Genomic DNA, 24,569 nt, shown 5'->3' on the forward strand with positions numbered 1-24,569 from the left:
CCTCGCGCGCGGCTGTCTTTAGACCACTATAACGGGGCGGGGAAGGCTTTTGAAGGTGCCATCAACCGGCAATTTGGGCCGGTTTCGGGCGCTTCAGAAGGTGTCCGGCGAGGACGAGCGCGAGGGCTGCCGCCTCGGCGCAGCCGCCGATCCAGCCGAGGTGGTTGGAGCTCAATGTCGACAGCACCACGCCGCCCAACGCGCTGCCGGCGGCAAAGCCGATATACATGGCCGAGGCGTTCAGCGAGAGCGCGATGACCGAGGCTTCCGGCGTGACGCGCACGAGATGCGCGACCTGTCCGGGATAGAACATCCAGCCGGCAACGCCCTGGGTAAAAATAAAGACCAGAAACAGCACGCCCGCAGTGGCGGGCGGCGCGAATATCAGGGCCACCGATTGCAGCGTCAGTGACAGCATCATGCCGATCAGGCCCAGCGTCGAGGTTCGGAGCGGCCCGATACGGTCGGACATCGCGCCGCCCAAGGTGTTTCCGATGGCCGCGGCGACGCCGAAGACCAGCAGTGCCAGACTGATTCCGTTGGCGTCAAAGCCAAGTCGGTGCAGCGGTACAGCCAGATAGGTGAATGAGGTAAAGCCTCCGAGGCCCCACATGCAGGTCACAGCAAGGGTTTTCAGCACTTCGGGATGGCGCGCGACGGCAAGCCTCTGACCGAGTGTGGCAGCCGTGCGTGGCAAACCGCGGGGCAATCCCAGCAGCAGCCCGGCCAATGCGACGGCGCCGAGCGCGGCGACCATCACGAACGTCGACCGCCAGCCAAAATGACTGCCGACCCAGGTCCCGAGCGGCACGCCCAGAACCGTCGCCACCGTCAGGCCGGAGATCACCAGCGACGCGGCGCGGCCACGGCGTTCCGGTGCAGCGATCGCGATTGCGACGGCCATGGCGGTCGGCATGCACAGTCCGGCGCCGACGGCCATCAGCATGCGCGATAGCAAGAGAATGCCGAATGTGGTCGCAACGGCCGCCAATAGGTTTCCGACGATGAAGCAGACCAGCGCCAGCGAGACGACGGTGCGGCGGTCAAAATTGCTGAACAGCACAGCCAGGATCGGCGAGCCGATCGCATAAGTGATCGCGTAAACGGTGACCAATTGTCCCGTGGCCGCCAACGTAACATTCAGGTCCGCTGCCATGATTGGAAGAAGACCAGCAATTACAAATGCTTCTGTTCCAATCGCAAATGCCGCTAGGGCCAGCCAGAAGACGCTCATCGCCAGATCCTTAGTTCAAGGTCCGTTGAACTATTGATGCGGCGGTGCAAAATGTCAAATGGTTCAAGAAATATTGAACATTGCGACGGCCGGTCGGAATCAGTATTGAAGAGCCATGAGCCGCATTCTCCCGCATCCCACGCGCGAACAGATCGAATTGCCTGGCGTGATGGATTGCCTGAGCGATCCGATCCGGCTGGCGATCGTCTACAATCTGGCCAAACGCGAGAAAGAGGTCGGTGAATTGCGCTGCGGCGATTTCTACGGCCTCAGTGGCAAGTCCAATCTCGCCTATCATTTTGCGAAACTGCGCGAGGCCGGCCTGATGGAAACGCGCGCGGTGGGGACAGCGAGGTTGATGAAACTGCGCCGCGAAGATCTCGAGAGCAGGTTTCCGGGTTTGCTGGATGCGGTGCTCGCATCGGCCGAGCGCGATGCCGAGCGCCTGCAGCTGCCGGTGCTGGAATTCACCGAAGCCTGACAGCGCCGACGCGCGGGTGGCCGACGCACTGGTGAATGTCTGAAAGGTTGGAGGCCCAGCCTGGACTTGAACCAGGATAAAGAGCGATGCATCGCCCCCGCGTAGACATTTCCGCCACCGGGCCGAGCACAATGTTACCGATCACGGGGTGGCGATCCACCTCAAGTTTTGTAAACCGTCTGTTAACCTTAATCGTCCGTTTGCCCGCCGACGCCTCAGAATGCGTGATGGGCGACGAAGGTCATGCGCGAGGAATTGTGGCCGATATTGACCGGCGCCCGCGAGGCCCGGAAACCGGCCGCGGTCAGCTTGGCCAGCATCTCCGCCTCGCTGTAGCGCTGCAGGCCAACCTTGGTGCGCAGCTGGCGGTAGTCGGAGAGGGCCGTGCGAACAAGCCCAACGAACGCATCCCACAGAAAGCCGTGTTCCCGGGCGAGCTTCAGCAGCGCGATGACGTCGGTCACCATGCCGACATCGGGCTGCAGGATGTCGCCGACCACCAGCTTGCCGCCAGGCGCCAGCAGTCGCTTGATGATTGCGAAGGCATCGTCGAGTTCGGGGCCGCTCATATACTGAGCCACCGAATTCATGACAGCCAGGTCGATCGACTGCGCCGTCATGTTGCGCAACTCTTCCAGCGACCGGACCCGAATTTTGGTGTTGGGCGCGAAGCGGGCGACCAGCCGGCCGCGAACGCCAGGCGCGGGCTCTGCCAGGATCAGCTTGCTGCAGGCATTGGCCACCTTGGCGGCCGAGAGTGCTTCGCCGCAGGCATAGTCGAGCACGACGGCATCCTGAGAGGCGATGTAGCCAATGATATCGCGGGCGATGACCTCGAAATGCACGTCACGATGTAGCTTGCTCGCATAAATCGTATGCGTGGAATCGTAATAATCGATCCAATCTTCCATCGTCTACCCGGCCCGATTGTTGTTCCCGTGTCGGGAACCGCTATATTTGTGATGCGTTGAGACGGTCTAGAGCGTTTTCAGGCGCGTGGGAAACCGCCTTTCCTTCAAGAACCGCAGTTTTCGGAAATTTGCAGTGCTTTCCGTCAAGACCACTCCGATTTTTCCTGAAATCTTCCGCCCTGACGACAACCCTCCAGCCATCAAATCATCCGACACGGGAAGGTAAGTAACGTGAGCACCAAGACATCGAAAATCGCCGCCGAAATGAATACCCCGACTGACCTCTCAGCCGACGCCGTGGAGAAGGTGACAAAGGCGCTGAACGGGTTGCTCGCCGACGCTTTCGCGCTCTACCTGAAGACCAAGAATTTCCACTGGCATCTCAGCGGGCGCCATTTCCGCGACTATCACCTGATGCTCGACGAGCAGTCCGACCAGATTTTTGCGACGACAGACCCGTTGGCGGAGCGCGTGCGCAAGATCGGCGGACGCACGCTGCGCTCGATCGGCGAGGTCGCCAAGCTGCAGACCATCAAGGACAATGACGAAGCCTATGTGCCGCCGGTGGAGATGCTGCGCGAGCTGATGAACGACAACAAGAAGATGGCAGCGGCGATGCGCAAGGCCCACGATATTTGCGACGACGCCAAGGACGTCGCCAGCGCCAGCCTGCTCGAAAACTACATCGACGACACCGAGCGCCGCACCTGGTTCCTGTTCGAAGCGTCTCGTCAGGAAGGCGGCAACGAGGCGTAAGCGTCGTTCCCGATTGAATATGTCAAAGCGCCCGCTTCACAGCGGGCGTTTTCATGTGCAGATGCCGTTGTTCGGCACCAAGCGCAGGGCCGCGGTTATTCAGGCTGAATACCGAGTTCCTGAATCGTCTTGCCTGTGGCGACGAGCTCGGCGTCGAAAAAACGCTTCGCGCCCGCAGGCGTGACGACGTCACCAGAGGCGACATCGAAGCCGAGCACGGGCGCGCGCTCCTGCACGTCCGGCGATTTCAGGGCCAGCGCAATCTCGGCACTGAGTTTGTCGACGATCTCGGCAGGTGTCCCGGTCGGGGCCATCATCATGAACCAGCCTTGCAGATCCGCGCCCTTCAACGTCTCGGCAATCGCGGGCACATCCAGCAATGAATCGACGCGCTTGTTGCCGGCAATGGCGAGCGCCCGCAGCGTACCGGCCTTGATGAAGGATTCAGCCACCGATGCGGACTGGATCGTCACCTGGGTGCGTCCGGTCAGGCTGTCCTGGATCGCGTTGGTGATGGTGTTGTAGGGGACCAATACGAAACTGGTACCCGCCTGTTTGTTGATGGTCTGTGCGATCAGGCCGGAAATGTTACGCGCGCCGTCGACCGCCATGCTCAGGGAGCCGGGAGCGGATTTTTCGAGCGCGATCAATTCCGCCAGCGTCTTTGCCTTCACGTCGGGATTGACGAGCAGGACGTGATTGCTTCGCGCTACCATCGCCACCGGCACGAAATCCTTCACGGGATCGTAGGGCAGTTTCTTGAACGTATAGGGATTGGTGACCAGCGCCGCCGACGTCGCGAACAGGAAGGTGTAGCCGTCGGGCGCGGCGCGCGCGACCGTCTGTGCGCCGACGAGGTTCGCGGCGCCCGGGCGGTTCTCAACGATGAACTGTTGCCCGAGCGCGCGGGAGAGTTTTTCGGCGACGATGCGGCACAGCACGTCCGGGCTGTTGCCCGCCGCCTGCGGCACCACGATCGTCACTGGCTTTTGCGGCCATGATTGCGCATAGGCGGGCAGCGAGAGGCAAAGAATGCCACCGGTCAACAAGATGCGACGGGACAATGTGAGCATGGACTTCCTCCTGAAATGGTTGGCCTGCGATTTCTGATCGCTTGTTGAGGCGCGCTTTTTTGAACGAGCGGGTCTTTGTCGTGAGAAGCAGCCCGCGGCGCTGGTGGCGCGGGCTGCCGCTTGCATCAGGCTTCGTCGGCCACGCCGTTGCGCAGCACGCCGAGCCGATCGATCTCGACCTCGACGATATCGCCCGGCTTCAGCCAAAGTGGCGGCGTGCGCTTGGCGCCGACGCCGCCCGGCGTGCCGGTGGCGATCACGTCGCCCGGCTCAAGACGGGTAAAGGACGAGCAGTATTCGATCTGACGCGGGATATCGAAGATCATCTGATCGATGGTGGCGTCCTGCACGACCTGGCCATTGACGCGGGTCTGCAGCCGCAGCGGCGCAACATCGCCGAGTTCGTCCGGCGTCATCATCCAGGGGCCGAAGCCGCCGGTCTCCGGAAAATTCTTGCCGGGCGTGAACTGATGGGTGTGACGCTGGAAATCGCGCACGCTGCCTTCGTTGTAGCAGGCATAGCCGGCGATATGGCTCCATGCATCGGCCTGCGAAATGTATCGTCCGGGCTTGCCGATGATGATGGCGAGTTCGCCTTCGAAGTCGAGATGGGTCGATACTTTCGGTCGGATGATATTGGTCAGATGTCCGGTCTGGCTGTTGGCAAAGCGGCCGAACACCGTGGGATTGTCGACCTCGGCGCGGCCGGTCTCCTTGCGGTGCATTTCGTAGTTTAGGCCGATGCAGAGGATCTTGTCCGGGTTCGGGATCACCGGCAGCCAGGTGATGTCAGCGGTCGGGATGCGCTTGGCCTTGCCCACGGCGTCGCGTACGGCAGACAACGCGTCTGCCGCGATGACGGATTTGAGGTCGGGGAAACGATCGCCAAGCAGTGCGCCCACATCGAGCGCGTCATCGCCCTCGATCACGCCCCAGGTGGGTTTTCCGCCGATCTGAAAACTTGCCAATTTCATCGTGATCTCCTCGCTGTGGAAGCTGCATGTCCGTAGGGAATGCTGGTGTGGTGACGCTGTGCGGCCGGCGTGATCATCGGAGCCGCTCCGCAAGATCGGTGAGCAGCGCGTCGAGTGCGCTAACGTCGCTGGCGACACCGAAGACGTAGTGGTCGGGCCGCACGATTGCGGCGCGGCAGTCGTGACGGTCGAACCAGGCGGCGAGAACGCCGTCCTCTTCAGCAAGTACGTCATCTGCGGCGGGGCCGATGCGAATTGGCCTGATGTCCAGCTGAGCCATGATCGCTTGCAGGTTGGGACTGAGCTCCAGTTCGCTGCGTGTATCGAGCACAAGCCGCCAGCCGGTGCCGGCAACGCTATCGAGACGGCGCCGTCCTTCTGCAGTCCTGATCCAGGGTTGTGGAAACAACGTGCCATGCGCTGCGCAAAGCGGGAACGCCAATAAACCAGTCTGCAATGGCGGCACGATTTCCTGACGGGTGATGGTGCGGGGTTGGCCGCCACCTTCCGCAAGAATGCGCTCGTCGCGTGCTGCTGCGGCGTCGGGATCGCGTTCGCAGATCACATGACCGATGGCCTTGATGCGGGAAGTGAGCTGGCGCACATGCTCGCCGCGTTCTTCACCGTAAGTGTCGAGCAGCGTTGCATTGGATTGTCCGCGGAGTACGCGGTCGAGCTTCCAGACGAGGTTGCCGACATCGCGAATGCCCTGGCACATGCCCTGGCCGATGAACGGCGGCTGCTGATGTGCGGCATCGCCGGCGAGGAAGATGCGGCCAAGCCGCCATTCCTTCGCGACGAGCGCATGAAACCGGTAGCTCGCAGCGCGCCACAGCGTGGCATCATCAGGCGTGATCCAGCGAGCGAGCAATCGCCAGACCTGCGCAGCTGTTTCCATTTCGCGCGGATCTTCGCCGGGCAGCAGCATGATCTCGAAGCGACGATGATTGCCGGGGCCGATGATAAAACTTGTCGGTCGCGACGGATCGCAGAACTGCGCGGCAGTGTCTGGCAGCTTGCCCAGCGCCGCGTCATGCACCTGCAGGTCCACTACGAGCCAGGGCTCGTCGAAAACGAGATCCTCGAAGGCGATGCCAAGCTGTTGCCGCGTCCCGCTCGACGCGCCGTCGCAGGCGATCACATAGTCGGCCGTGACATCGCGCGTCACGCCGCGGTCGTTCCGCAACTGCAGCGTCACACGATCCGTCGATTGCGTGAAGCCAAGGAGCTCGGTGCCGAGTTCAACCGCGACACTGTCATAGGCTGCGGCATGTTCGCGCAGCGCGGCTTCCACCGGCGGCTGCGTGAATACCATGGTGGGCGTGTAACCGAGCGGATAGGGCTCCGCGACCATGTCGATGCGGCGGATCAGCTGCCCTTTGGCGCCGAAATGCTGGGAGGCGGGGAACGGAGCAACGTAAGGCAGCACGCGTTCGGCAGCGCCGATATTGTCGAGCAGGCGCAGGATCTCATGATCTATCGCGATCGCACGCGGCTTGTCATAGACCTCTAGCTGACGATCGATGGCCAGCGTGCGGATGCCCCGGTCGCCGAGAAGACTGGCCGCGACGGCGCCCGAAGGGCCGTGACCGATCACGACGACCTGAAAGTCGTTCTGTGACTTTGATGAAAGCGTCACGCGGCACTCCAGTCGGCATAAGGAACCGCGGTCTGTGCTGCCTTGACGTGATCGGCCTTGGGCGGGGCGATACCCCAGTGATCGGTGCGGCCGGGTGGCCAGACCCATTTCGACGGGCCGTGTACGACATAGCTGTCATCGACCTGCAGAACTTCGGCGGTGTATTCGATGACGGTCCCGACCGGATCAATGAAATAGGCAAATACATTGTCGCCGGGGCCGTGGCGGCCGACGCCCCAGGCAATGGGAAATCCGGCATCGATCATGCGGCCCGAGCCCCGCATCACCGCTTCGAGATCCGGCATCAGGAAGGCGACATGATTGAGCCCGTTCACGGCAGCGTCGGCGATGACGATGGCGTGGTGGTCGCTGTTGCAGCGAACGAAGGCCATGATCTTCGAGCGGTCGGTGAGATGAAAGCCGAGTGCCTGCTCGTAGAATGCGGCGAGGCCGTCAACATTGCTGCTGTTGACGTTGACATGTGCGAGGCGTGTCGGCCGGTTGGCCGATACTGGCGCTTCGGCATGTTGCAGGTCGCCGTGAACGAAGCGCAGCACGCCGCCGCCGGGCGCGCGGATGCTCATGATCGTTCCGCCATCGAGCCCCGGATTTGCGGCCGCGGCTGAAAGCAGCGTGGCGCCGTGTTTCACCGCTGCTGCGGCGACCGTCTCGAATTCCGCATCCGAATGCAGTCGGAACGTGATGGCCCTCAGCGCGGGGCGATCGCCCTGCCGCAAGGCGACGACATGGTGATCGCTGCCGCTGGCCCGCAAGTAAGCGACGCCTTCGTGGCGTGTCACGAGGTCGAGTCCCCACACAGATGTGTAGAACTGCTCGGATCGCTGCAGATCGGGCGTGTCGAGATCGACGCTGCGCAGGGCGGAGATCGGGAAATGGGTCATTGCGAAGCCTGCTCGTCAAGGCCGAGGAAACGTCTTGCATTGGCATGAAGGACGAGATTGCGCGTGGCCTCGTCGCTGATAGCCGATGCGGCGCGCGCCGCCGGAGTGCGATCGTGGAACGCGAAGGGATAGTCGGTGCCGAGCATGAGCTGCGTTGCGCCGAACTTGCCGATCAGGTGCAGCAGCGTCGGGTCGTCATAGACCAGCGCATCGTAATAGAGCCGGCGTGCCTGCAGGGTCGGTGATTCCTGGATGCTCTCCTGCAATACAGGGAACACCTGATAGCCCTCCTGCAGCCGCGGCAGCAGCGACGCGAGCGTGCCGCCGCCGTGGCTGAACGCCATGCGCAAGCGCGGATGGCGCAGCAGGAGATTCGAGGTGATCACTGATGCTGCGGCAAGGCCGACATCGGTCGGATAGGCCAGCACCTGCTGCAATTGCGCCGGGCCGACGAGGCGATCCATGCCGCTCGGCCGCAGAGCATGGACGAACACCGCCATGTCGAGCTTCTCAACCTCGGCGAAGAATCCATCGAAGTCGGGAGACCCGATCGGCTTGCCGTTGATGTTGCTGCCGATCTCGATGCCGGCAAAGCCGAGTTCGTGCTTCAGCCGATGCAACTCGGCGATGGCGCGGTCGATGTCCTGCAGCGGTACCGCGCCGAGGGCGATCAGTCGGCCCCCGGAATGCGCGATCATCTCGGCCATCTGGTCGTTGATGTAGCGCAGCAGGTCAGTGGCCGGTTCGGGCGCCATCCAGTAGGACAGCAGCTCCGGCATCGGCGAGATCGCCTGCACGCCGAGCTCCATCTCCGCCATATCCGTGACGCGCTTGGCGACATCCCAGCAGCGATCCGACACCGTGCGATAGACGCGGCCGGCCATCATCACATGCTTGTGGCAGGGTTTGGCATCCGCCATCGACGGCCAGTCGGCCGGCACCGCTGCACCCATATAGGACGGGAAGGAGGCGGGCACGACATGCGCGTGGATATCGATCCCGCAGCCGCATCTGGCGATGGCACTCACGGCCGGGAACATCCCGCAAGGCGGGAGCCGTCCGTCGAAAGACCCGATGTCCCGGATATCTGGACTGTTTCGCCGAACATCGTCTCGCTCCCATGGCGGCATCTTGCCGTGCCACCGGGACCTCATAACCTATATAAACTTCCAATCGCAACGATAATTTATAGATTTTTTCATCCGCGCAAAAAGTGTATAGAAAAGAAAACCTTCTGGCGGGCGATTCCCGCGACCCAGATTCCTGAGACCCAGATTCCTGACCCATGAGCTTGGACACGATATCAGTGCTGGACCTGGCTTCTCCGCCGTCCTCGTCGACCCAGGCGAGCACGGTCTATGACCGGCTGCGCGAGGATTTGCTTTCCGGGCGGCTCGAGCCGGGCAGGAAATTGCAGATGCGGTTCCTGACCGACCTGTACCAGACCAGCCAGACGCCGCTGCGCGAGGCGCTGAATCGTCTGAGCGCCGATGGTCTGGTCGATTGCCGCGAGCAGCGCGGCTTTTATGTCGCGGAGATCAGCCGGAGCGAGCTCGCCGAACTCACCAAGACCCGTTGCTGGGTCGAGAGTCTGGCGCTGCGCGAATCCATGGCAGCGTCAACGCCGCAATGGGAGGAGCAGCTTCTCCTCGCGCAGCATCGCCTCGGGCGAACGCCGCGCTCGCTGAATGCCGAGCATTTCGAAGACAATCCGGAATGGGAGCGGCTGCACCGCATCTATCACCGCACCCTGATCGGCAATTGCGGGTCGCAGTCGCTGATCGCGTTCTGCGGACAACTTGCCGACCAGCTCTACCGCTATCGACGTCTGTCGATCCGCAAGGCCTTCCCGTCACGCCATGTGACCGACGAGCATCAGGCGATCATGACTGCAGTTCTGGGCGGGGACGCGGACCATGCAGTGGAACTGCTGACGGCGCATTACAGGCAGACGGCTGAAGTCATTCTCCAGGACAAGCAAATCTTCGCGGAACTGGACGGGGCCGAAGACGCTGCATCGTAGCGGACGCGGATACAGGCCGAGCCAACACCTCTGCTGGACATGAAAAGGGCCTCGCGACATGTGCAAGGCCTTGGAAGCGGTGTCTGCAGAAATCTGGCAGCCAGAAAATTTGGTAGCGGGAGAGGGACTCGAACCCCCGACCCCAGGATTATGATTCCCGTGCTCTAACCAGCTGAGCTACCCCGCCACAGGGCCGCGGCGGCCAAGATGCCGTGCCGCGAACGGGCCGCTTATAAGGAGGCGCGGGACTCCCTGTCAAGCAAACGACGCGTCGAAAATCCGCTTTTCCGCCATTCGGTTAGCGGATTTTCCGGCGGGCGCGGATTGCCGCGCTCCGCCAAGGGCTTGGGCCCGCAGGGGCCGCTTCTAGTTTCCGTCGAACGCCTTTTTCAGCGCGGCCATGTCCAGCTTGACCATGCCCATCATGGCCGTCATGGCACGCTTGGCGCCCTCGCCATTCTCGCTGGCAAGCATTTCAGTAAAGCCGTTCGGCACGATCTGCCAGGGCACGCCCCAGCGGTCGTTGATCCAGCCGCAGGCATTTGCCTTGCCGCCATTTGTCAAAATGGCGTCCCACACACGATCGACCTCGGCCTGGTCCTCGCAATGGATAGTGAAGGACACGGCCGTGCTGAATGTGGCGGGGCTGCCGCCATTGAGGCCAATGAAGCTTTGGCCGGCCAGCGTGAAGCCGACCACCAGCACGTTGCCTGCTTTGCCGCCGGGATAATCGATCGGGGCGCGCTGCACGCGATCGATGGAGGAATTGGGCACCAGCGAGCAGTAGAACCTGGCGGCTTCCTCGGCCTCGGTCTCGTACCAGATGCAGGGTGAGATCTTTGACATTGCTGCTATCCCTCTCTCGGTCAGGCCTGAGCCATCGCAGTCTGCGCCGCGGCCATGTCCATCCACATCACTTCCCAGATGTGACCGTCGGGGTCCTCATAGCTGCGGCCATACATGAAGCCGAAATCCTGCGTGGGTGTCGGATCTGGGTTGCCGCCCGCACCCACGGCCTTCTTCACAAGATCGTCGACCTCATCGCGGCTGTTGGCCGACATCGCGATCAGCACTTCGCTCGACGTCTTCGCGTCGACGATCTTCTTCGAGGTGAACTGGCGATATTTGTCGTGGGTTAGCAGCATCGCGTGGATGGTGTCGGAGAACACCATGCAGGCGGCGGTGTCGTCGGAGAATTGCGGGTTTTTGGTCGCGCCGACCGCCTCATAGAAGGCGACCGCGCGGGGCAGGTCGCTGACCGGCAGGTTGACGAAGATCATTTTGCTCATCGGATGGCTCCTGTGGGTACGCTCTGGGTGTTCTCTTTGGTGACTGTCCCGCATAGGACGCGTGGGCCTGCCGCGATCCGACATCACCGACAAAATTTTCTCAGTTATTTTTGCAGGCGGAATTTCCTGTCCGCCGCGATCAATATGTCAGCCCGGCGATCTCCGCGTGCAGACGGAATGTCGCATGGCTCATCCTGATTGCGAATTGCGGCGGCGGTGAAATCATCGTTGATTGCCAGAGACGCAAGACGCGTTCGTAGTCCGGTTCGAAACATGTCCTTTTCCTGGGTTTGTTCCGGGCTAGACTGAACGACAATAAAAAATACAGCCGGTCCGGGCATCACCCCCGGAATCGCAGAGGGAGAAACAACACATGTTGCAACGCAATCGCTTTGCTATGTCCGCTGCCGTCGCGCTCGCCGCGGCCGCCACCATGTTCGGCGGCGCAGCCCGGGCGCAGGACTATCCGACCAAGCCGATCACATTGATCGTGCCATGGCCTGCCGGTGGCTCCACCGACATCTCGATGCGCGCGATTGCGGACGCGGCGTCGAAACACCTCGGTCAGCCGATAGCCGTCGACAACAAGGGTGGCGGTGGCGGCACGGTCGGCCCGGCCACTATGGCAGCGGCGGCGAAGCCGGACGGCTACACCATCTCGCAGATTCCGATCACCGTGTTCCGTCTGCCGCTGATGCAGGACGTGTCGTGGAATCCGGACAAGGATTTCTCCTACATCATCCATCTCACCGGCTACACCTTCGGCATCACCACCAATGCGGAGTCGCAGTTCAAGACCTGGAAGGACGTGGTCGATTTCGCCAAGGCCAATCCCGGCAAGGTGACCTATGCGACGCCGGGTACCGGCACCTCGCTGCATGTGGGCATGGAGCAGATCGCGGCAATGGCCGGCATCAAGCTCACGCAGGTGCCGTTCAAGGGCGGCGCTGAAACCAACGCTGCGGTACTCGGCAATCACACCATGCTGCAGGCGGATTCCACCGGCTGGCGGCCGCTGGTCGATGCCGGCAAGCTGCGTCTGCTGATGGTGTGGACCGACAAGCGGTCGCCGAATTTCCCGGATGCGCCGACGCTGAAGGAAAGCGGCTATCCGATGGTCTATGACTCCCCGTTCGGCATCGCCGGTCCGAAAGGCATGGATCCGAAGATCGTCGCCAAGCTGCACGATGCGTTCAAGAAAGCCATCGAGGACCCCGCCGTCATCGCGACGCTGGCGAAATACGACATGGTGCCGAACTACAAGAACACCGAGGACTACAAGAAATTCGTTGTCGAGGTCACCAATTCCGAGCGCAAGGTGATCGAGGGAATCGGGTTGGGCAAGAAGCCGAATTGATCGTCGAATAACGACGTCAGGCGCATGCGATGGGGTCCATCGCATGCGCCTTCATTTCATGTCGATGTCCCGGGACAGAAACGATGACTGATCAAACCCGCCCGCCATTCCGGCTCAACAATTCAGAACTCTGGACCGGCGTGCTCGGCATCGCGCTTGGCGTGTTCGTCATTCGGTCCGGCCTGAAGCTCAAGCTCGGTACCATCAACGATCCCGGCTCCGGCTTCATGCTGTTCTATATTGGCCTGCTGATGTGCGCTTTCGCTGCCACCATCATTCTCGCTTCGGTCACCGAAGGCGGACCGACCTTCGGCTCGCGATGGGAAGGTGCAAGCTGGGGCAAGCCGGGCGCCATCATCGTCATCCTCTCGGCTTACGCTTTCGCGCTCGAACCGCTCGGCTTCCTGATCTCGACCATCCCGCTGATGCTGGTGCTGTTGCGCGTGATCGATCCCGTGCGCTGGACGCTGGCGATTCCGCTCGCGGTGCTGGCGCCTGTTGGTGTGTGGTGGGTGCTGAAACGGGGCCTGCTGATCCAGTTGCCTTCGGGCATTTTTGAAATCGGCTGACGGGAAACACGGATCATGGATGTTCTCGTCAATGTCATGCACGGCTTCGGCGTCGCGCTGCAGCCCGTCAATATTCTCTACTGCTTCATCGGCGTCTTTATCGGCACGCTGGTCGGCGTGCTGCCTGGCATCGGGCCGATCTCGGCGATGTCGCTGCTGCTGCCGGTGACGCTGTCCGGCACGCCGGAGTCCGGCATCATCATGATGGCTGGCATCTATTACGGCTCGATGTATGGCGGCTCGACCACGTCGATCCTGGTCAACATCCCCGGCGAAGCGGCGTCCGTCGTCACCTGTATCGACGGCCATCAGATGGCCAAGAAAGGCCGCGCCGGTCCGGCGCTCGGCATCTCCGCGCTTGGCTCCTTCATCGCCGGCACTTTCGCGCTGGTGATGCTGATGCTGGTGGCGCCGTCACTGGCCTCGGTCGCCATTGCGTTCGGTCCCGCAGAATATGCCAGCCTGATGGTGCTCGGTCTCGTGGTGCTGACCTTCCTGACACAAGGCTCGATGGCCAAGGCGCTGCTGATGGCCTGTATCGGCATCGTGCTTGGCCTCATCGGCCTCGACAGCATCACCGCGCAGCCGCGGCTGACCTTCGGCCGTATCGAGCTGATCGATGGCATCGGTCTCGTGCCCGTGGTGATGGGTCTGTTCGGGCTCGGCGAGGTGCTGCTCAACACCGAGCAAGTCATCAAGCGCGACATCATCAATGCCAAGATCACGCAGCTCCTGCCCAACAAGGAGGACTGGAAAGCCAGCGCCGGGCCGATCGGGCGCGGCACCATCCTCGGCTTCTTCCTCGGTATCCTGCCGGGCGGTGGCGCGGTTGTCGCGTCCTTCGCGTCCTATGCGCTGGAGAAGCGGCTGTCGAAACATCCGGAACGCTTCGGTCATGGCGCGATCGAAGGCGTTGCCGGACCTGAGGCCGCGAACAACGCGGCCGCCGGTGGCGCCTTCATTCCGCTCATGACCCTCGGCATTCCGCCGAATGTTGTGATGGCGCTGCTGCTCGGCGCTTTCGTCATTCATGGGCTGCAGCCCGGCCCGCTGCTGATCACCCAGAACCCCGGACTGTTCTGGGGCATCGTTGCCAGCATGTATATTGGCAACCTCATGTTGCTGGTGCTGAACCTGCCGCTGATCGGCATGTGGGTGAAGCTGCTGAAGCTGCCTTACAACGTGCTGTTCCCGCTGATCATCCTGTTCACGATCATCGGCGTCTATTGCAGCAGCAACAATGTGTTCGACGTCTATGTCATGATCGGCTTCGGTGTGATCGGCTACTTCATGCGCAAGTTCGGCTATGAGCCCGCGCCGCTGGTGCTGGCCTTCGTGCTTGGCCCGCTGCTGGAGAACAATCTGCGCAAGTCATTGATCCTGTCGCAGGGCAATCTCATGACCTTCATCGAGCGGCCGATCTCGGCAGCCTGTCTGCTGCTGGCAGTGGTGCTTCTGATCGCGCCGCTGTTGCCTGCACTGCGCAAGAAGCGCGAGATGGTCGCGCTCGACGAGGGCGCGTAGCCGGGAGCGTTCGCATGGACACCGAACTGGCCAGGACATTCCTTGCAGTTGTGAGCGCCGGGAATTTCGTGACGGCGGCAGAGAAGCTGCATGTCACACAGTCCACGGTCAGCGCGCGGATCCAGACGCTCGAGCAGTTGCTGCGCGTGACGCTGTTCGTCCGCAACAAGGCCGGTGCGACGCTGACGCCGGCCGGCCGCCAGTTCCAGAAACACGCGTCCACGCTGGTACGTACGGTGGAACATGCGCGGCAGGATGTCGGCATTGCGAAAGGCTTCAGTGGTACGCTGACCGTCGGCGGTCGCATCGGGCTGTGGGAGGAGCATCTGCTGCACTGGCTGCCGCTGATGCGCGCGAAACATCCGGACATCGCGATCCGCGCCGAGAGCGCTCTCGAAGCCGAATTGATGCAGGGCCTCGTCGAAGGCCGGATCGATATCGGCGTGATGTATACGCCGCAGAGCCGGCCCGGTCTCAAGGTCGAGCAGTTGTTCGATGAACAGCTCATTCTAGTCTCGACCAGCACACACAGCGCGCCGGAGCCGCAGCCGGGTTACGTCTATATCGACTGGGGCCCGGAATTCTATGCGCGCCACATGGCGCTGTTTCCGGATTTTGCCGGGCCATCGCTCACCGCCAATATCGGTTGGCTCGGGCTGCAGCATGTGCTGGAGAATGGCGGCTCCGGATATTTCCCGCGCCGCATCGTTGCACCCCAGCTGAAGGCTGGGCGGCTGCATGCCGTCGCCGATGCGCCGGAATTTTCGATGCCTGCCTATGTCGTCTATCCCGGCGATCGCGACGATGCGATCATCGCCGAAGCGGTCGCGCTCATGCATCGCCTCGCGCGTGACGCGGCCAACAAAAAGCCCGCGCCTGCAGGGCAGGCGAGGGCGCCGAAACGTCCGGCAAGGCGGACGTGATGCTGAGGCGCGGCTAGGCGCCGGACGGATATCCCGATGTCGCAACGATGGCCGCGATCTGATCGGCGCTGTGCCGGGAACGCTTGGTGACTGTCAGGCGTGCGATGATCGCCGCAGCAAAGGCGAACAGCGCGAGAGCGACCGATACGTCGGGGTGGATGATCGTTTTCATGGTCGGCTCCTGCATCATCGAGGGGCGGCATAGCTCCTCGGGTTCCATCAAGCGTAGGACTGCCATGAATTTTGACAAACGAATATTATTGACGCTTGCAATCGATATTATCGATTTGAAATCGCCCCGAGCCGAATGACGCGGCGATCGACTTGCACGACGTGCGCTGTTGCGCGTTCGGCACGCCGTTCAGGTCGCACCAGATGGTTGGTAGGGCTCCGGGCATCGCCGTCAGCCCGCTGATCGAAGGAGGTCGCTGCAAGAAGGATGAGACCATGTGCGCGCGCAGCCGTCAGCGCTGCGCACGATTCAAACAGCGCGTGGAAAACAGGATGTCGCGATGTGCGATGAGACAGAGCGGGTGGTCGACGTGATCGCAAGCGTGCGCGTTGCAGTGAGACAAAGCCGTCGCGCCGAACGCATGCGATGGGATGCAATTGATTCAATGCGAGGACGAACAACGCGCGCTCGACAAATATCAGCCGCAGATTCGTCCGATTAAAGATTCACGCTCCGGCGACATGAGTTGGGGGCTGCATCATGGCGTTTGTCGGACCTGAATTTCCTATCAATTCCACGACCGCCAATGATCAGGCGGGAGCAACTCAAACGCTGTTGTCCGACGGACGTATTCTTGTCACGTGGACAGCGACGGATGTCAGCGGTCATCAGCCGCATACAATTCAGGGGCACTACCTGTCGGCGGACGGTACGCCTCAAGGACCTGATTTTCAGATCACGATCGACCGTAGCGGGGATCCGGGAGCGCCTTCGGTCACCGTGCTCTCCGACGGCCGGGCCTTTGTCGCATGGCAATCCTATATCGCTGCCGACAATGTCACCGAAGTTCGCGGCACCCTCATCGATGCACAGGGGCATCCCGTTGCCGATATGGTCGTCAATTCATCGACGGCAATTTCGCCCCAGATGCCTTCCGTCACGACGCTTGCCGATGGCCAGATCTTGCTGACCTACGTGTCCGCGGACGGCGGGGATCCAAAATATCTCGGCGATATCCGCGGGAGGATCCTCCACGACGACGGCACTGTTGCTGTCGACGACTTCACCGTGAATACGACCACCTGGGGTACGCAATATGATCCGAAGGTGACGGCGCTGCCCGACGGTCGGGCGTTCGTTACATGGAGGTCGTACGATCCGGACGAGGGGCGCTACAACGTCTCCGGCCAGTTCGTGAATCCCGATGGCAGCGCGAGCGGGCCGGACTTTCGCATCCTGCCGGGAGCTCAGTTGAATCAGAGCGACGCGTCCACCGCAGTTCTCGCGGATGGACGCATTCTCGTGGCCTGGACCGCACAGGAACCGGATGGTGACAGCAACATTCATGCGCGCCTGCTGAACCCGGACGGATCCGTGGTTGTGTCCGATAATATCGTCAATGCGAATTTTGACGGCGGTCAGGATTCCCCGTCGATCGCCGCACTGCCGGATGGCCGCGCCGTCATCATCTGGCACGCCACGGATCCCGTCACCGGCGCCAGCGATCTCTATGGTCGCCTGCTGATTCCCGGCGCTTTCCCGATCGGCAACGATTTCCTCGTTAATTCGACAGGTGGCCTGGCGGAAACCGGACCGCATCTCCTGACATTGTCCGATGGGCGTATTCTCGCGACCTGGACCTCGTTTGAGCAAGGACCGGCTGCAGATGATATCCACGGTCGCATCATGTCGTTCAACACGATCACCAATGGCACGCCGGGCGATGACGTGCTCCCCGGCACGGTGGACAACGATATCATTCACGGCGGCGAGGGGCGCGACACAATTCATGGCGCGGCGGGAAATGACGTTCTGCATGGTGACGGCGGCAACGACTTTCTCTACGGCGATGCCGGCAATGATTTTCTGTTCGGCGGCGATGGTGACGACCGCATGTGGGGCGGTGACGGCAATGATATTTTTTTTGGCGGCAAGGGCGCTGATGCTTTCGCCGGCGCGTCCGGCATCGATACGGTGCGCTACGAGACATCGTCATCTGGTGTTCACATCGATCTCACGCTTGGCACGGGCAGTGGAGGCGATGCCGCCGGTGACAGTTTCAGTTCGATCGAGACGGTGATCGGCAGCCGATTTGACGACATGCTGATCGGCGACGGTGCCGCCAACACGTTATCAGGCGGCAGCGGCAAGGACGTCCTGGACGGCCGCGACGGCAATGACGTGCTGGATGGCGGCGAAGGCAACGATGCGCTGACCGGCGGCGCGGGCAATGACATTCTGCACGGCGGTGCCGGCAACGATCAGCTTTGGGGCAATGCGGGTGACGACATCCTCGCCGGCGGCGCAGGTGCCGATATGCTTGCCGGCGGCGCCGGCAACGATACGGCGGACTACAGCACGTCGATCGCCCAGGTGAATATCAATCTCGCGACTGGCGTCATTCAATGGGGAGATGCTGGGGGCGACAAACTCAGTTCGATCGAAAATCTGATCGGGAGCGGGACCATGGACCTGCTGACCGGTGACGCAGGTGACAATCGCATTTCCGGTGGCGGCGGTAACGATCTGATCGATGGTGGCGGCGGTAACGATAGTCTTGATGGCGGCACCGGCAACGACACGCTCACAGGCGGGCTTGGAGCCGACGTGCTGACCGGTGGAGCCGGCGCGGACAGTTTTGTATTCAAGGCTGTGCAGGACAGTCTGCCCGGAGCTGCCGATCAGATCACCGACTTTTCGTCGATCGCCGCAGACACGGCCGATTGGATCGATCTGTCGGCAATCGATGCCAACAGCAAGGCCGCCGGTGATCAAGCGTTCGCCTTCGTCGGAAGCGCCGCTTTCACACATATCGCCGGTGAATTGCGCTTCGTCGATCATCTTCTTCAGGGCGATGTCGATGGCGATGGCGCGGCCGACTTCGCGGTTCAGGTGAACACCGCCGTCTTGAAGGCAGGTGACTTCGTCTTGTGATTTGCGCGATGTGAGTGTTGTCGCGCAGCCACCGGCGTCGCGGGTCGCCTTGGCGTCACGCGGCTGTGGACGTCTTCGTCGTCGCGCCCGGCATCAGTTGGAACGGCTGCTCGATCACGATGCTCGGACAGCCCAGTGACGCCGCGACATGGCTGGTCGAGGCGACCACGGCATGGTCGATCTGCGAGCCGGGAATCTGGGCCACGATCAGCTGCGCGATACAGAGTTGTTTGGTGCCGCGCAGGTCGAGGTCGACCCGGTAGGCAAACAGCGCATGGACGATATCGCGCCGGTCGCGGATCACGATCAGCCCGTTGTCGCCGCCGTCGGCATCGGTCCGCCGGCGCACGAAATCCAGCCATGCATCCAGCGTAACGCTGGCATCATGCAGGTAGACGAGCGGATAGGCTGCGCGAGCGTCCGCCCAAGTCACTGGTTGCGCCTGATATTCCTCATTCATCGCCGGATTCCCGCATGGCCTGCGAAATTGGCGGGGATGGGCTGGTTCGGCATTGATATGGGTCAAAGCGTCCACGATTGATCCATGTCAAATGGTGTAGAGTGATTTTCAAGACCTGCCACATATGACCAAACCGAAGATGGACAGTGCCATGACCTTCGCGGAACCAGCGGCCGAGACCTGTGCCGGAGAGCGCGACTGCAAGCACGGCCGTAGCACCAACGGCTGCGACGATTGCAAGGTGCGCCTGTTCAGCGTCTGCGGCGCATTGGAACCGGCGGAACTCGACGAGCTCGATCGCCTCAGCCAGGTCAAGAATTTCCCGGCCAAGGCCATGCTGTTCGATCAGGGCGCGCTGGCCGGTAGCGTGTTCAACGTGACCGAAGGCATCGTCCGGCTCTACAAGTCGCTACCCGATGGCCGTCGTCAGATCGTCGGTTTCGCGTTGCCCGGTGACTTCCTGGGACTTGCGCTGATGGACCGCTACGGCGTCGCTGCCGAAGCCGTGACGCAGGTGCGCGTCTGCCGCTTCAGCCGTGCGGCCTTCCTCACCTATGTCGACGGCAAGCCGCATCTGCTGCGTCGCCTACATGAATTTGCCGGCCATGAACTCTCGCTCGCGCAGGACCAGATGCTGCTGCTCGGCCGCCGCACCGCCGACGAGAAGATCGCAGCCTTCCTGCTGAACCTGCAGGCGCGCTACGGCCGCATCGGTGCGATGTCGGTCAACGTGCCGCTGCCCATGAGCCGCCAGGACATCGCCGACTATCTCGGCCTGACCATCGAAACCGTCAGCCGCACCCTGACCAAGCTCGCCAAGGAAAAGACGGTGGTCGTGGTGCCCGATGGCGTGCGCCTGCTGTCCACCGACCGGCTGGATCAGCTCGCCGCGGCGTAGTGCGGCGCTGCATTTTTGATGCAGCTCAAGGTGAGCGTGTGCTGCCGCGCTCACACTCTTCTCCGTTACTCTAGGAGAAGAGATATGCCTTTCGACAGTATGCTGGTTGCCGCCGCCGTGGTCACGATGTTCGTCTGCTTCGCCCTGCCGCTGGCCTGGGTCTCGCGCCGGACTTTCGGGCAGTCCTGAGCCCCTTCGGAGGCCACGCGGCGCCTCGCAAACAGCTGATTTGTTCTCCAAAACATGCCATGAGTTCTGATCCGGGTCGCGGTTGCGCGGCATCGGGGCTCTTGGCGTGCGAAGGAGAACAAATGGCTGCTCACGTGAGTCCGCTGGCCGGCAAAACCATCGATCCATCCCTGCTGGTCAACGTGCCTCGGCTGGTGACGGCCTATTTCGCCGGCAAGCCGGATCCGTCCATCCCCGCCCAGCGCGTCGCTTTCGGCACGTCCGGCCATCGCGGTTCCGCGCTCCATAATTCCTTCAACGAGAACCACATCCTCGCCGTCAGCCAGGCGATCTGCGATTACCGCAAGGGCGCCGGCATCGATGGACCGCTGTTCATCGGCATCGACACCCATGCGCTGGCTGAACCGGCGCTGGTCAGTGCGTTGGAAGTCTTCGCCGCCAATGGCGTGCATGTGCGGATTGACCAGGACGACGGTTATACGCCGACGCCGGTGATCTCCCACGCCATCCTCACCTACAACAAGGGCCGCTCGTCCGGTCTGGCCGATGGCGTCGTCGTCACGCCGTCGCACAACCCGCCGGAAGACGGCGGCTTCAAATATAATCCGCCGAACGGTGGCCCGGCCGATACCGACATCACCGGCATCATGGAGAAAGCTGCCAACGGCTTCCTCGAGAACGACATGGCCGGCGTCAAGCGCATCCCGATCGCGCGTGCCCGCAAATCCGAATTCGTGAAGCGCTACGATTTCATCACGCCCTATGTGACCGACCTCGCCGATGTCGTCGACATGGAGGCGATCCGCGCATCAGGCGTCAAGATCGGCATCGATCCGCTCGGCGGCGCCGGCGTGCATTACTGGCAGCCGATCATCGAGCGCTACAAGCTCGATGCGACCATCGTGAATACCGCGATCGATCCGACCTTTCGCTTCATGACGCTGGACTGGGACGGCAAGATCCGCATGGACTGCTCGTCGCCCTATGCGATGGCCAAGCTCATCGGCATGCGCGACCGGTTCGACGTCGCTTTCGCCAACGACACCGATGCCGACCGTCATGGCGTCGTCACCCGCACCGGCGGCCTGATGAATCCGAACCATTATCTCGCGGCGTCCATCGACTATCTGTTCGCGCACCGTCCGCACTGGCGCAAGGATGCGGCGGTGGGCAAGACCATCGTCTCCAGCGCCATCATCGACCGCGTGGTCAACAAGCTCGGCCGCAAACTGGTCGAGACGCCGGTCGGCTTCAAATGGTTCGTGAACGGTCTCGTCGATGGTTCGTTCGGCTTCGGTGGCGAGGAGAGCGCCGGCGCCTCGTTCCTGCGCAAGGACGGCACGGTGTGGACCACCGACAAGGATGGCCTGATCCTCGGTCTGCTTGCTGCAGAGATCACCGCGGTGACGAAGGAAAATCCGAGCCAGCGCTTCGAGAAGCTGACCGCCGAATTCGGCACGCCCTATTACGAGCGCATCGACGCCACGGCCACGCCCGAGCAGAAAAACGTGCTGAAGAAGGTCACGCCGGAGCAGATCGGCATGACCGAACTCGCCGGCGATGCGGTGACCAAGACCGAGAGCAAGGCGGCCGGCAATGACCAGTCGTTCGGTGGCATCAAGGTGTCGACCGCGAATGGCTGGTTCGCCGCGCGGCCGTCCGGCACCGAGGACGTTTACAAGATCTATGCGGAGAGTTTCCGCAGCGAGGATCATCTCAAGCAGATTCAAAGCGACGCGCAGGCGGCGATCTCGAAGGTGTTTGCAAAATAGCCCAACACTCGTCGTTCCGGGGCGCGCGGCACGCGCGAACCCGGAACCTCGATGTGAGAGTCTCCGCGGAGCCAAGCCACTCCGGGATTCCGGGTTCGCGCGCCAAGATGCGCGCGCCCCGGAATGACGAGTATGTGGCTTTCAACGAGTATGTTTCTCAATGCCCGCTCGTCCGCCACCGCAGCAGTCGCTGCTCGACCATCGACATCGCCAGCGCGGTGACATAGCCGATCACGCCGAGCAGGATCACGCCGGCGAACAGATCCGGCGAACGAAACGCGCGCGCCGAGAGCAGCACCCAGTGGCCGAGTCCGTCGAGGCCCGCGAGGATTTCGCAGACCACCGCCAGGATCAGCGACACGGTCAGGCTGAGCCGCATGCCTGAGATGATGTCGGGGCTGGCCGATGGCAGAGCTATCTTGAAGATCACCGCGAGGCGCGACATGTGCAGCGAGCGCGCGACCTCATAGAGACGCGGCTCTACAGCGCCGAAGCCGTGAACGGTCGCAAGTAGCATCGGCCAGATCGCGCCGAAAGCGATGACGAAGAGTGCCATGCCCTGGGTCAGCCCGAACAGAGCGATGGCGACGGGAATGATCGCCGATACGGGCAGTGGCCGCAGGAACTCCAGCGACGGGGCGACATAGCTGCGCATCGCCTTGGACGAGCCAATCATGGCGCCGAGTGCGATGCCGACGACGGATGCGACTAGCCAGCCATAGAACATGTGTTCGAGGGTGCCGATTGTCTTGTCCAGTAATGTGCCATTGCTGAAGCCGCGCATCAGCGCGGCCCAGGCGCGGTCGGGGCCGGGAAGGAACACCGGCGAGACCAGTTTCAGATTGGCGATCAGCTGCCACAGCGCGATCAGGCCTGCAGCCACGGCGAAGCTGGCAAGGCGCCAGAGGGTGAGTGCCCAGTTCATCGGACCTCTCCCGCCAGCGCTGCGGGGCCAAACAGATGCTGCTGCGCTGCCAGCAATCCGGCATTGAGCGCATAGCCGATCAGGCCGATCCACAGCAGATAAGCGAGCATCAGATCCGGGCGCAATGCCTGCTGCGCAATCATGATTCCGGCGCCGAGCCCGATGGGATTGATCGCGATTTCCACGGTGACGGCAACAATCAGGGCAATGCCGGCCGCGAGGCGGAAGGCGAGAAAGATGCGCGGCAGTGCCGCGGGAATGATGATCTTGCTGATACGGTCGCCTGGCGATAGCCGCAACGCGCGGGAAACTTCTATCAGTCGTGGTTCGATGCTGCGCACCGCAGCGCGGCTGAGAATGAGGATCGGCCACACACAGGCAAAGGCGACGATCACGATTTCCATGCGATAGCCGAAACCGAGCGCGATCAGTGCGATTGGTAGCAGCGCGATGGAGGGGATCGGCCGCAGGGATTCGATAGTGACTTCCATCAGCCGATCCAGCGGCTGGAAGATACCGAGTGCAATTCCGAGGAACAATCCTATGGCGCTGCCGACCACGAGGCCGGCAAAGGCCGAAGCCAGCGTGTCGCATGTGGCTGACAGGATCGAGCCGTCGCCGAACGCCTGAAACAGCGCCAGCACCACGGCGCTCGGCGGTGCCAATGCATCGCTGTGGATGTCGACAGAGCGCGCCCAGATTTCCAGCACGATCAGCAGGCTCATCGGAAGGATCGCCGCTTTCAGGCGCTCGGACTTCATGCTTCCGATGCCTTGATGAAGTCGAATAATTCGCGGCGCAGCCGCAGGAATTCCGGGTTCTCGCGCGTGGTCAATTGATCGCGCGGGCGCGGCAGGTTGATCGGAAGATCGATGCCGATGCGGCCGGGATGCGGCAGCAGGCCGACCACGCGGTCGCCCAGATAAATGGCTTCTTCGAGATCATGAGTGACGAAGATCACCGTGGCCTTGCTGGCATCGAGCAGTGACAGGACCTCGTCCTGCAGACCCTGCCGTGTCATGGCATCGAGCGCGCCGAACGGCTCGTCCATCAGCAGTGCTTTCGGTTCCTGTGCCAGACATCGTGCGATCTGCAGCCGCTGCTGCATGCCACCCGACATCTCGGCGGGATATTTCGCGGCGTGATGGGGCAGGCCAACTTTTTTCAACAGCTCGTCGATGCGCGCCGGCCGCTGGGCCTTGGACATGCCGATGGTTTCCAGCGCCAGCGCGATATTTCCGGCGGCCGTGCGCCATGGCAGCAGTGCCTTGCCATAATCCTGGAACACGATGGCGACGTCGCGCCGCGGCGCGCGCATCGGCTCGCCGTCGAAGCTGACATGTCCGGATGTCGGTTGGTACAGGCCGGCGGCAAGGCGCAGCGCCGTCGTCTTGCCGCAGCCGGAGGCGCCGATGATGCAGAGGAACTCGCCGGGCTTCACGTCGAGACTGACGTCTTCGATAATCGTCTTGCCGCCGAGATCCAGCGTGACATGGGAAAACGCGATCTGCGACTTTTCGAGTTGGGCCGCCGGCATGTCTTTGCGAAGGGCAATGGATGTCAT

At 62.1% G+C, this 24,569-nt stretch carries 24 protein-coding genes and 1 tRNA gene; 10 read left to right on the forward strand and 15 right to left on the reverse strand.

The window, feature by feature from the left end:
* Positions 1-61: 61 nt before the first annotated feature.
* Positions 62-1,234, reverse strand: coding sequence for an MFS transporter (locus AB8A38_RS24095; protein WP_439087685.1), 1,173 nt, complete (start codon positions 1,232-1,234; stop codon positions 62-64).
* A gap of 115 nt (positions 1,235-1,349) precedes the next feature.
* On the opposite strand from AB8A38_RS24095, the gene AB8A38_RS24100 reads away from it, so the two are divergent.
* Positions 1,350-1,715 carry an ArsR/SmtB family transcription factor gene (locus AB8A38_RS24100; protein WP_089265920.1) on the forward strand — a complete coding sequence of 122 codons (366 nt, stop codon included), beginning with the start codon at positions 1,350-1,352 and terminating at the stop codon, positions 1,713-1,715.
* A 215-nt stretch (positions 1,716-1,930) separates the two neighbouring features.
* On the opposite strand, the gene AB8A38_RS24105 is transcribed toward AB8A38_RS24100, so the two are convergent.
* Positions 1,931-2,626 (reverse strand): class I SAM-dependent methyltransferase, encoded by a 696-nt coding sequence (locus AB8A38_RS24105; RefSeq protein WP_439087686.1) that lies wholly within the window; start codon positions 2,624-2,626, stop codon positions 1,931-1,933.
* Positions 2,627-2,890: 264 nt separating this feature from the next.
* Here AB8A38_RS24105 and AB8A38_RS24110 point away from each other — a divergent pair, with 264 nt between their 5' ends.
* Positions 2,891-3,382 carry a Dps family protein gene (locus AB8A38_RS24110; protein WP_439088594.1) on the forward strand — a complete coding sequence of 164 codons (492 nt, stop codon included), beginning with the start codon at positions 2,891-2,893 and terminating at the stop codon, positions 3,380-3,382.
* A gap of 95 nt (positions 3,383-3,477) precedes the next feature.
* Here AB8A38_RS24110 and AB8A38_RS24115 read toward each other — a convergent pair whose 3' ends face one another.
* The 5 genes from AB8A38_RS24115 to AB8A38_RS24135 all read right to left on the reverse strand — a co-directional run bounded on the left by AB8A38_RS24115 (position 3,478) and on the right by AB8A38_RS24135 (position 8,998).
* Positions 3,478-4,455 carry a Bug family tripartite tricarboxylate transporter substrate binding protein gene (locus AB8A38_RS24115; protein WP_439087687.1) on the reverse strand — a complete coding sequence of 326 codons (978 nt, stop codon included), beginning with the start codon at positions 4,453-4,455 and terminating at the stop codon, positions 3,478-3,480.
* A 125-nt stretch (positions 4,456-4,580) separates the two neighbouring features.
* A complete protein-coding gene (locus AB8A38_RS24120; protein ID WP_439087688.1) occupies positions 4,581-5,429 on the reverse strand; it encodes a fumarylacetoacetate hydrolase family protein in 849 nt (282 codons plus the stop codon).
* A gap of 73 nt (positions 5,430-5,502) precedes the next feature.
* On the reverse strand, positions 5,503-7,068 hold the full coding sequence (gene mhpA / locus AB8A38_RS24125; protein ID WP_439087689.1) for a bifunctional 3-(3-hydroxy-phenyl)propionate/3-hydroxycinnamic acid hydroxylase MhpA: 1,566 nt from the start codon (positions 7,066-7,068) through the stop codon (positions 5,503-5,505).
* On the reverse strand, positions 7,065-7,970 hold the full coding sequence (locus AB8A38_RS24130) for a VOC family protein (protein ID WP_439087690.1): 906 nt from the start codon (positions 7,968-7,970) through the stop codon (positions 7,065-7,067). Before AB8A38_RS24130 ends, mhpA begins: the two co-directional genes overlap by 4 nt.
* Positions 7,967-8,998, reverse strand: coding sequence for an amidohydrolase family protein (locus tag AB8A38_RS24135; protein ID WP_315843808.1), 1,032 nt, complete (start codon positions 8,996-8,998; stop codon positions 7,967-7,969). The genes AB8A38_RS24130 and AB8A38_RS24135 overlap by 4 nt, the downstream gene beginning before the upstream one ends.
* Before the next feature lie 278 nt (positions 8,999-9,276).
* On the opposite strand from AB8A38_RS24135, the gene AB8A38_RS24140 reads away from it, so the two are divergent.
* Positions 9,277-9,993: a GntR family transcriptional regulator gene (locus AB8A38_RS24140; protein WP_410001850.1), complete on the forward strand. Its 717-nt coding sequence runs from the start codon at positions 9,277-9,279 to the stop codon at positions 9,991-9,993.
* Between the two features lie 110 nt (positions 9,994-10,103).
* Here AB8A38_RS24140 and AB8A38_RS24145 read toward each other — a convergent pair.
* From AB8A38_RS24145 to AB8A38_RS24155, 3 genes are all read right to left on the reverse strand, one after another.
* Positions 10,104-10,180, reverse strand: a tRNA-Met gene (locus AB8A38_RS24145).
* Positions 10,181-10,359: 179 nt separating this feature from the next.
* A complete protein-coding gene (locus tag AB8A38_RS24150) occupies positions 10,360-10,839 on the reverse strand; it encodes a VOC family protein (protein WP_115033049.1) in 480 nt (159 codons plus the stop codon).
* 20 nt (positions 10,840-10,859) lie between these two features.
* Positions 10,860-11,282 carry a VOC family protein gene (locus tag AB8A38_RS24155; RefSeq protein ID WP_315843806.1) on the reverse strand — a complete coding sequence of 141 codons (423 nt, stop codon included), beginning with the start codon at positions 11,280-11,282 and terminating at the stop codon, positions 10,860-10,862.
* A gap of 397 nt (positions 11,283-11,679) precedes the next feature.
* On the opposite strand from AB8A38_RS24155, the gene AB8A38_RS24160 reads away from it, so the two are divergent.
* From AB8A38_RS24160 to AB8A38_RS24175, 4 genes are all read left to right on the forward strand, one after another.
* Positions 11,680-12,639 (forward strand): tripartite tricarboxylate transporter substrate binding protein, encoded by a 960-nt coding sequence (locus AB8A38_RS24160; RefSeq protein ID WP_315844241.1) that lies wholly within the window; start codon positions 11,680-11,682, stop codon positions 12,637-12,639.
* Positions 12,640-12,722: 83 nt separating this feature from the next.
* Positions 12,723-13,208, forward strand: a complete 486-nt coding sequence (locus AB8A38_RS24165) for a tripartite tricarboxylate transporter TctB family protein (RefSeq protein ID WP_315843805.1) — start codon at positions 12,723-12,725, stop codon at positions 13,206-13,208.
* A gap of 15 nt (positions 13,209-13,223) precedes the next feature.
* On the forward strand, positions 13,224-14,732 hold the full coding sequence (locus AB8A38_RS24170) for a tripartite tricarboxylate transporter permease (RefSeq protein WP_315843804.1): 1,509 nt from the start codon (positions 13,224-13,226) through the stop codon (positions 14,730-14,732).
* A 14-nt stretch (positions 14,733-14,746) separates the two neighbouring features.
* Positions 14,747-15,655: a LysR family transcriptional regulator gene (locus AB8A38_RS24175; RefSeq protein WP_439087691.1), complete on the forward strand. Its 909-nt coding sequence runs from the start codon at positions 14,747-14,749 to the stop codon at positions 15,653-15,655.
* Between the two features lie 13 nt (positions 15,656-15,668).
* On the opposite strand, the gene AB8A38_RS24180 is transcribed toward AB8A38_RS24175, so the two are convergent.
* Positions 15,669-15,827 carry a hypothetical protein gene (locus tag AB8A38_RS24180; protein WP_158005626.1) on the reverse strand — a complete coding sequence of 53 codons (159 nt, stop codon included), beginning with the start codon at positions 15,825-15,827 and terminating at the stop codon, positions 15,669-15,671.
* Between the two features lie 540 nt (positions 15,828-16,367).
* Between AB8A38_RS24180 and AB8A38_RS24185 the strand changes: the two genes are divergently transcribed.
* Positions 16,368-18,761, forward strand: a complete 2,394-nt coding sequence (locus tag AB8A38_RS24185) for a calcium-binding protein (protein WP_439087692.1) — start codon at positions 16,368-16,370, stop codon at positions 18,759-18,761.
* A 55-nt stretch (positions 18,762-18,816) separates the two neighbouring features.
* Here the strand turns inward: AB8A38_RS24185 and AB8A38_RS24190 are convergent, their stop codons facing one another.
* Positions 18,817-19,221 carry a hypothetical protein gene (locus tag AB8A38_RS24190; protein ID WP_439087693.1) on the reverse strand — a complete coding sequence of 135 codons (405 nt, stop codon included), beginning with the start codon at positions 19,219-19,221 and terminating at the stop codon, positions 18,817-18,819.
* A 124-nt stretch (positions 19,222-19,345) separates the two neighbouring features.
* Here AB8A38_RS24190 and AB8A38_RS24195 point away from each other — a divergent pair, with 124 nt between their 5' ends.
* Both AB8A38_RS24195 and pgm read left to right on the forward strand, forming a co-directional pair.
* The gene (locus tag AB8A38_RS24195; protein WP_439087694.1) at positions 19,346-20,119 is read left to right on the forward strand and encodes a Crp/Fnr family transcriptional regulator; all 774 of its coding nucleotides are present in this window, start codon (positions 19,346-19,348) and stop codon (positions 20,117-20,119) included.
* Positions 20,120-20,430: 311 nt separating this feature from the next.
* Entirely contained in the window at positions 20,431-22,080 is a 1,650-nt protein-coding gene (gene pgm, locus AB8A38_RS24200) for a phosphoglucomutase (alpha-D-glucose-1,6-bisphosphate-dependent) (protein ID WP_439087695.1), read from the forward strand.
* Between the two features lie 157 nt (positions 22,081-22,237).
* Here the strand turns inward: pgm and AB8A38_RS24205 are convergent, their stop codons facing one another.
* From AB8A38_RS24205 to AB8A38_RS24215, 3 genes are read right to left on the reverse strand one after another with little or no spacing between them, the layout of a single operon-like run.
* Positions 22,238-23,005: an ABC transporter permease gene (locus AB8A38_RS24205; RefSeq protein ID WP_093757089.1), complete on the reverse strand. Its 768-nt coding sequence runs from the start codon at positions 23,003-23,005 to the stop codon at positions 22,238-22,240.
* Positions 23,002-23,766, reverse strand: a complete 765-nt coding sequence (locus tag AB8A38_RS24210) for an ABC transporter permease (protein WP_439087696.1) — start codon at positions 23,764-23,766, stop codon at positions 23,002-23,004. Before AB8A38_RS24210 ends, AB8A38_RS24205 begins: the two co-directional genes overlap by 4 nt.
* Positions 23,763-24,569 (reverse strand): ABC transporter ATP-binding protein, encoded by an 807-nt coding sequence (locus tag AB8A38_RS24215; protein ID WP_439087697.1) that lies wholly within the window; start codon positions 24,567-24,569, stop codon positions 23,763-23,765. Before AB8A38_RS24215 ends, AB8A38_RS24210 begins: the two co-directional genes overlap by 4 nt.

The organism is Tardiphaga sp. 839_C3_N1_4 (genome assembly GCF_051811045.1).
Classification (GTDB): domain Bacteria; phylum Pseudomonadota; class Alphaproteobacteria; order Rhizobiales; family Xanthobacteraceae; genus Tardiphaga.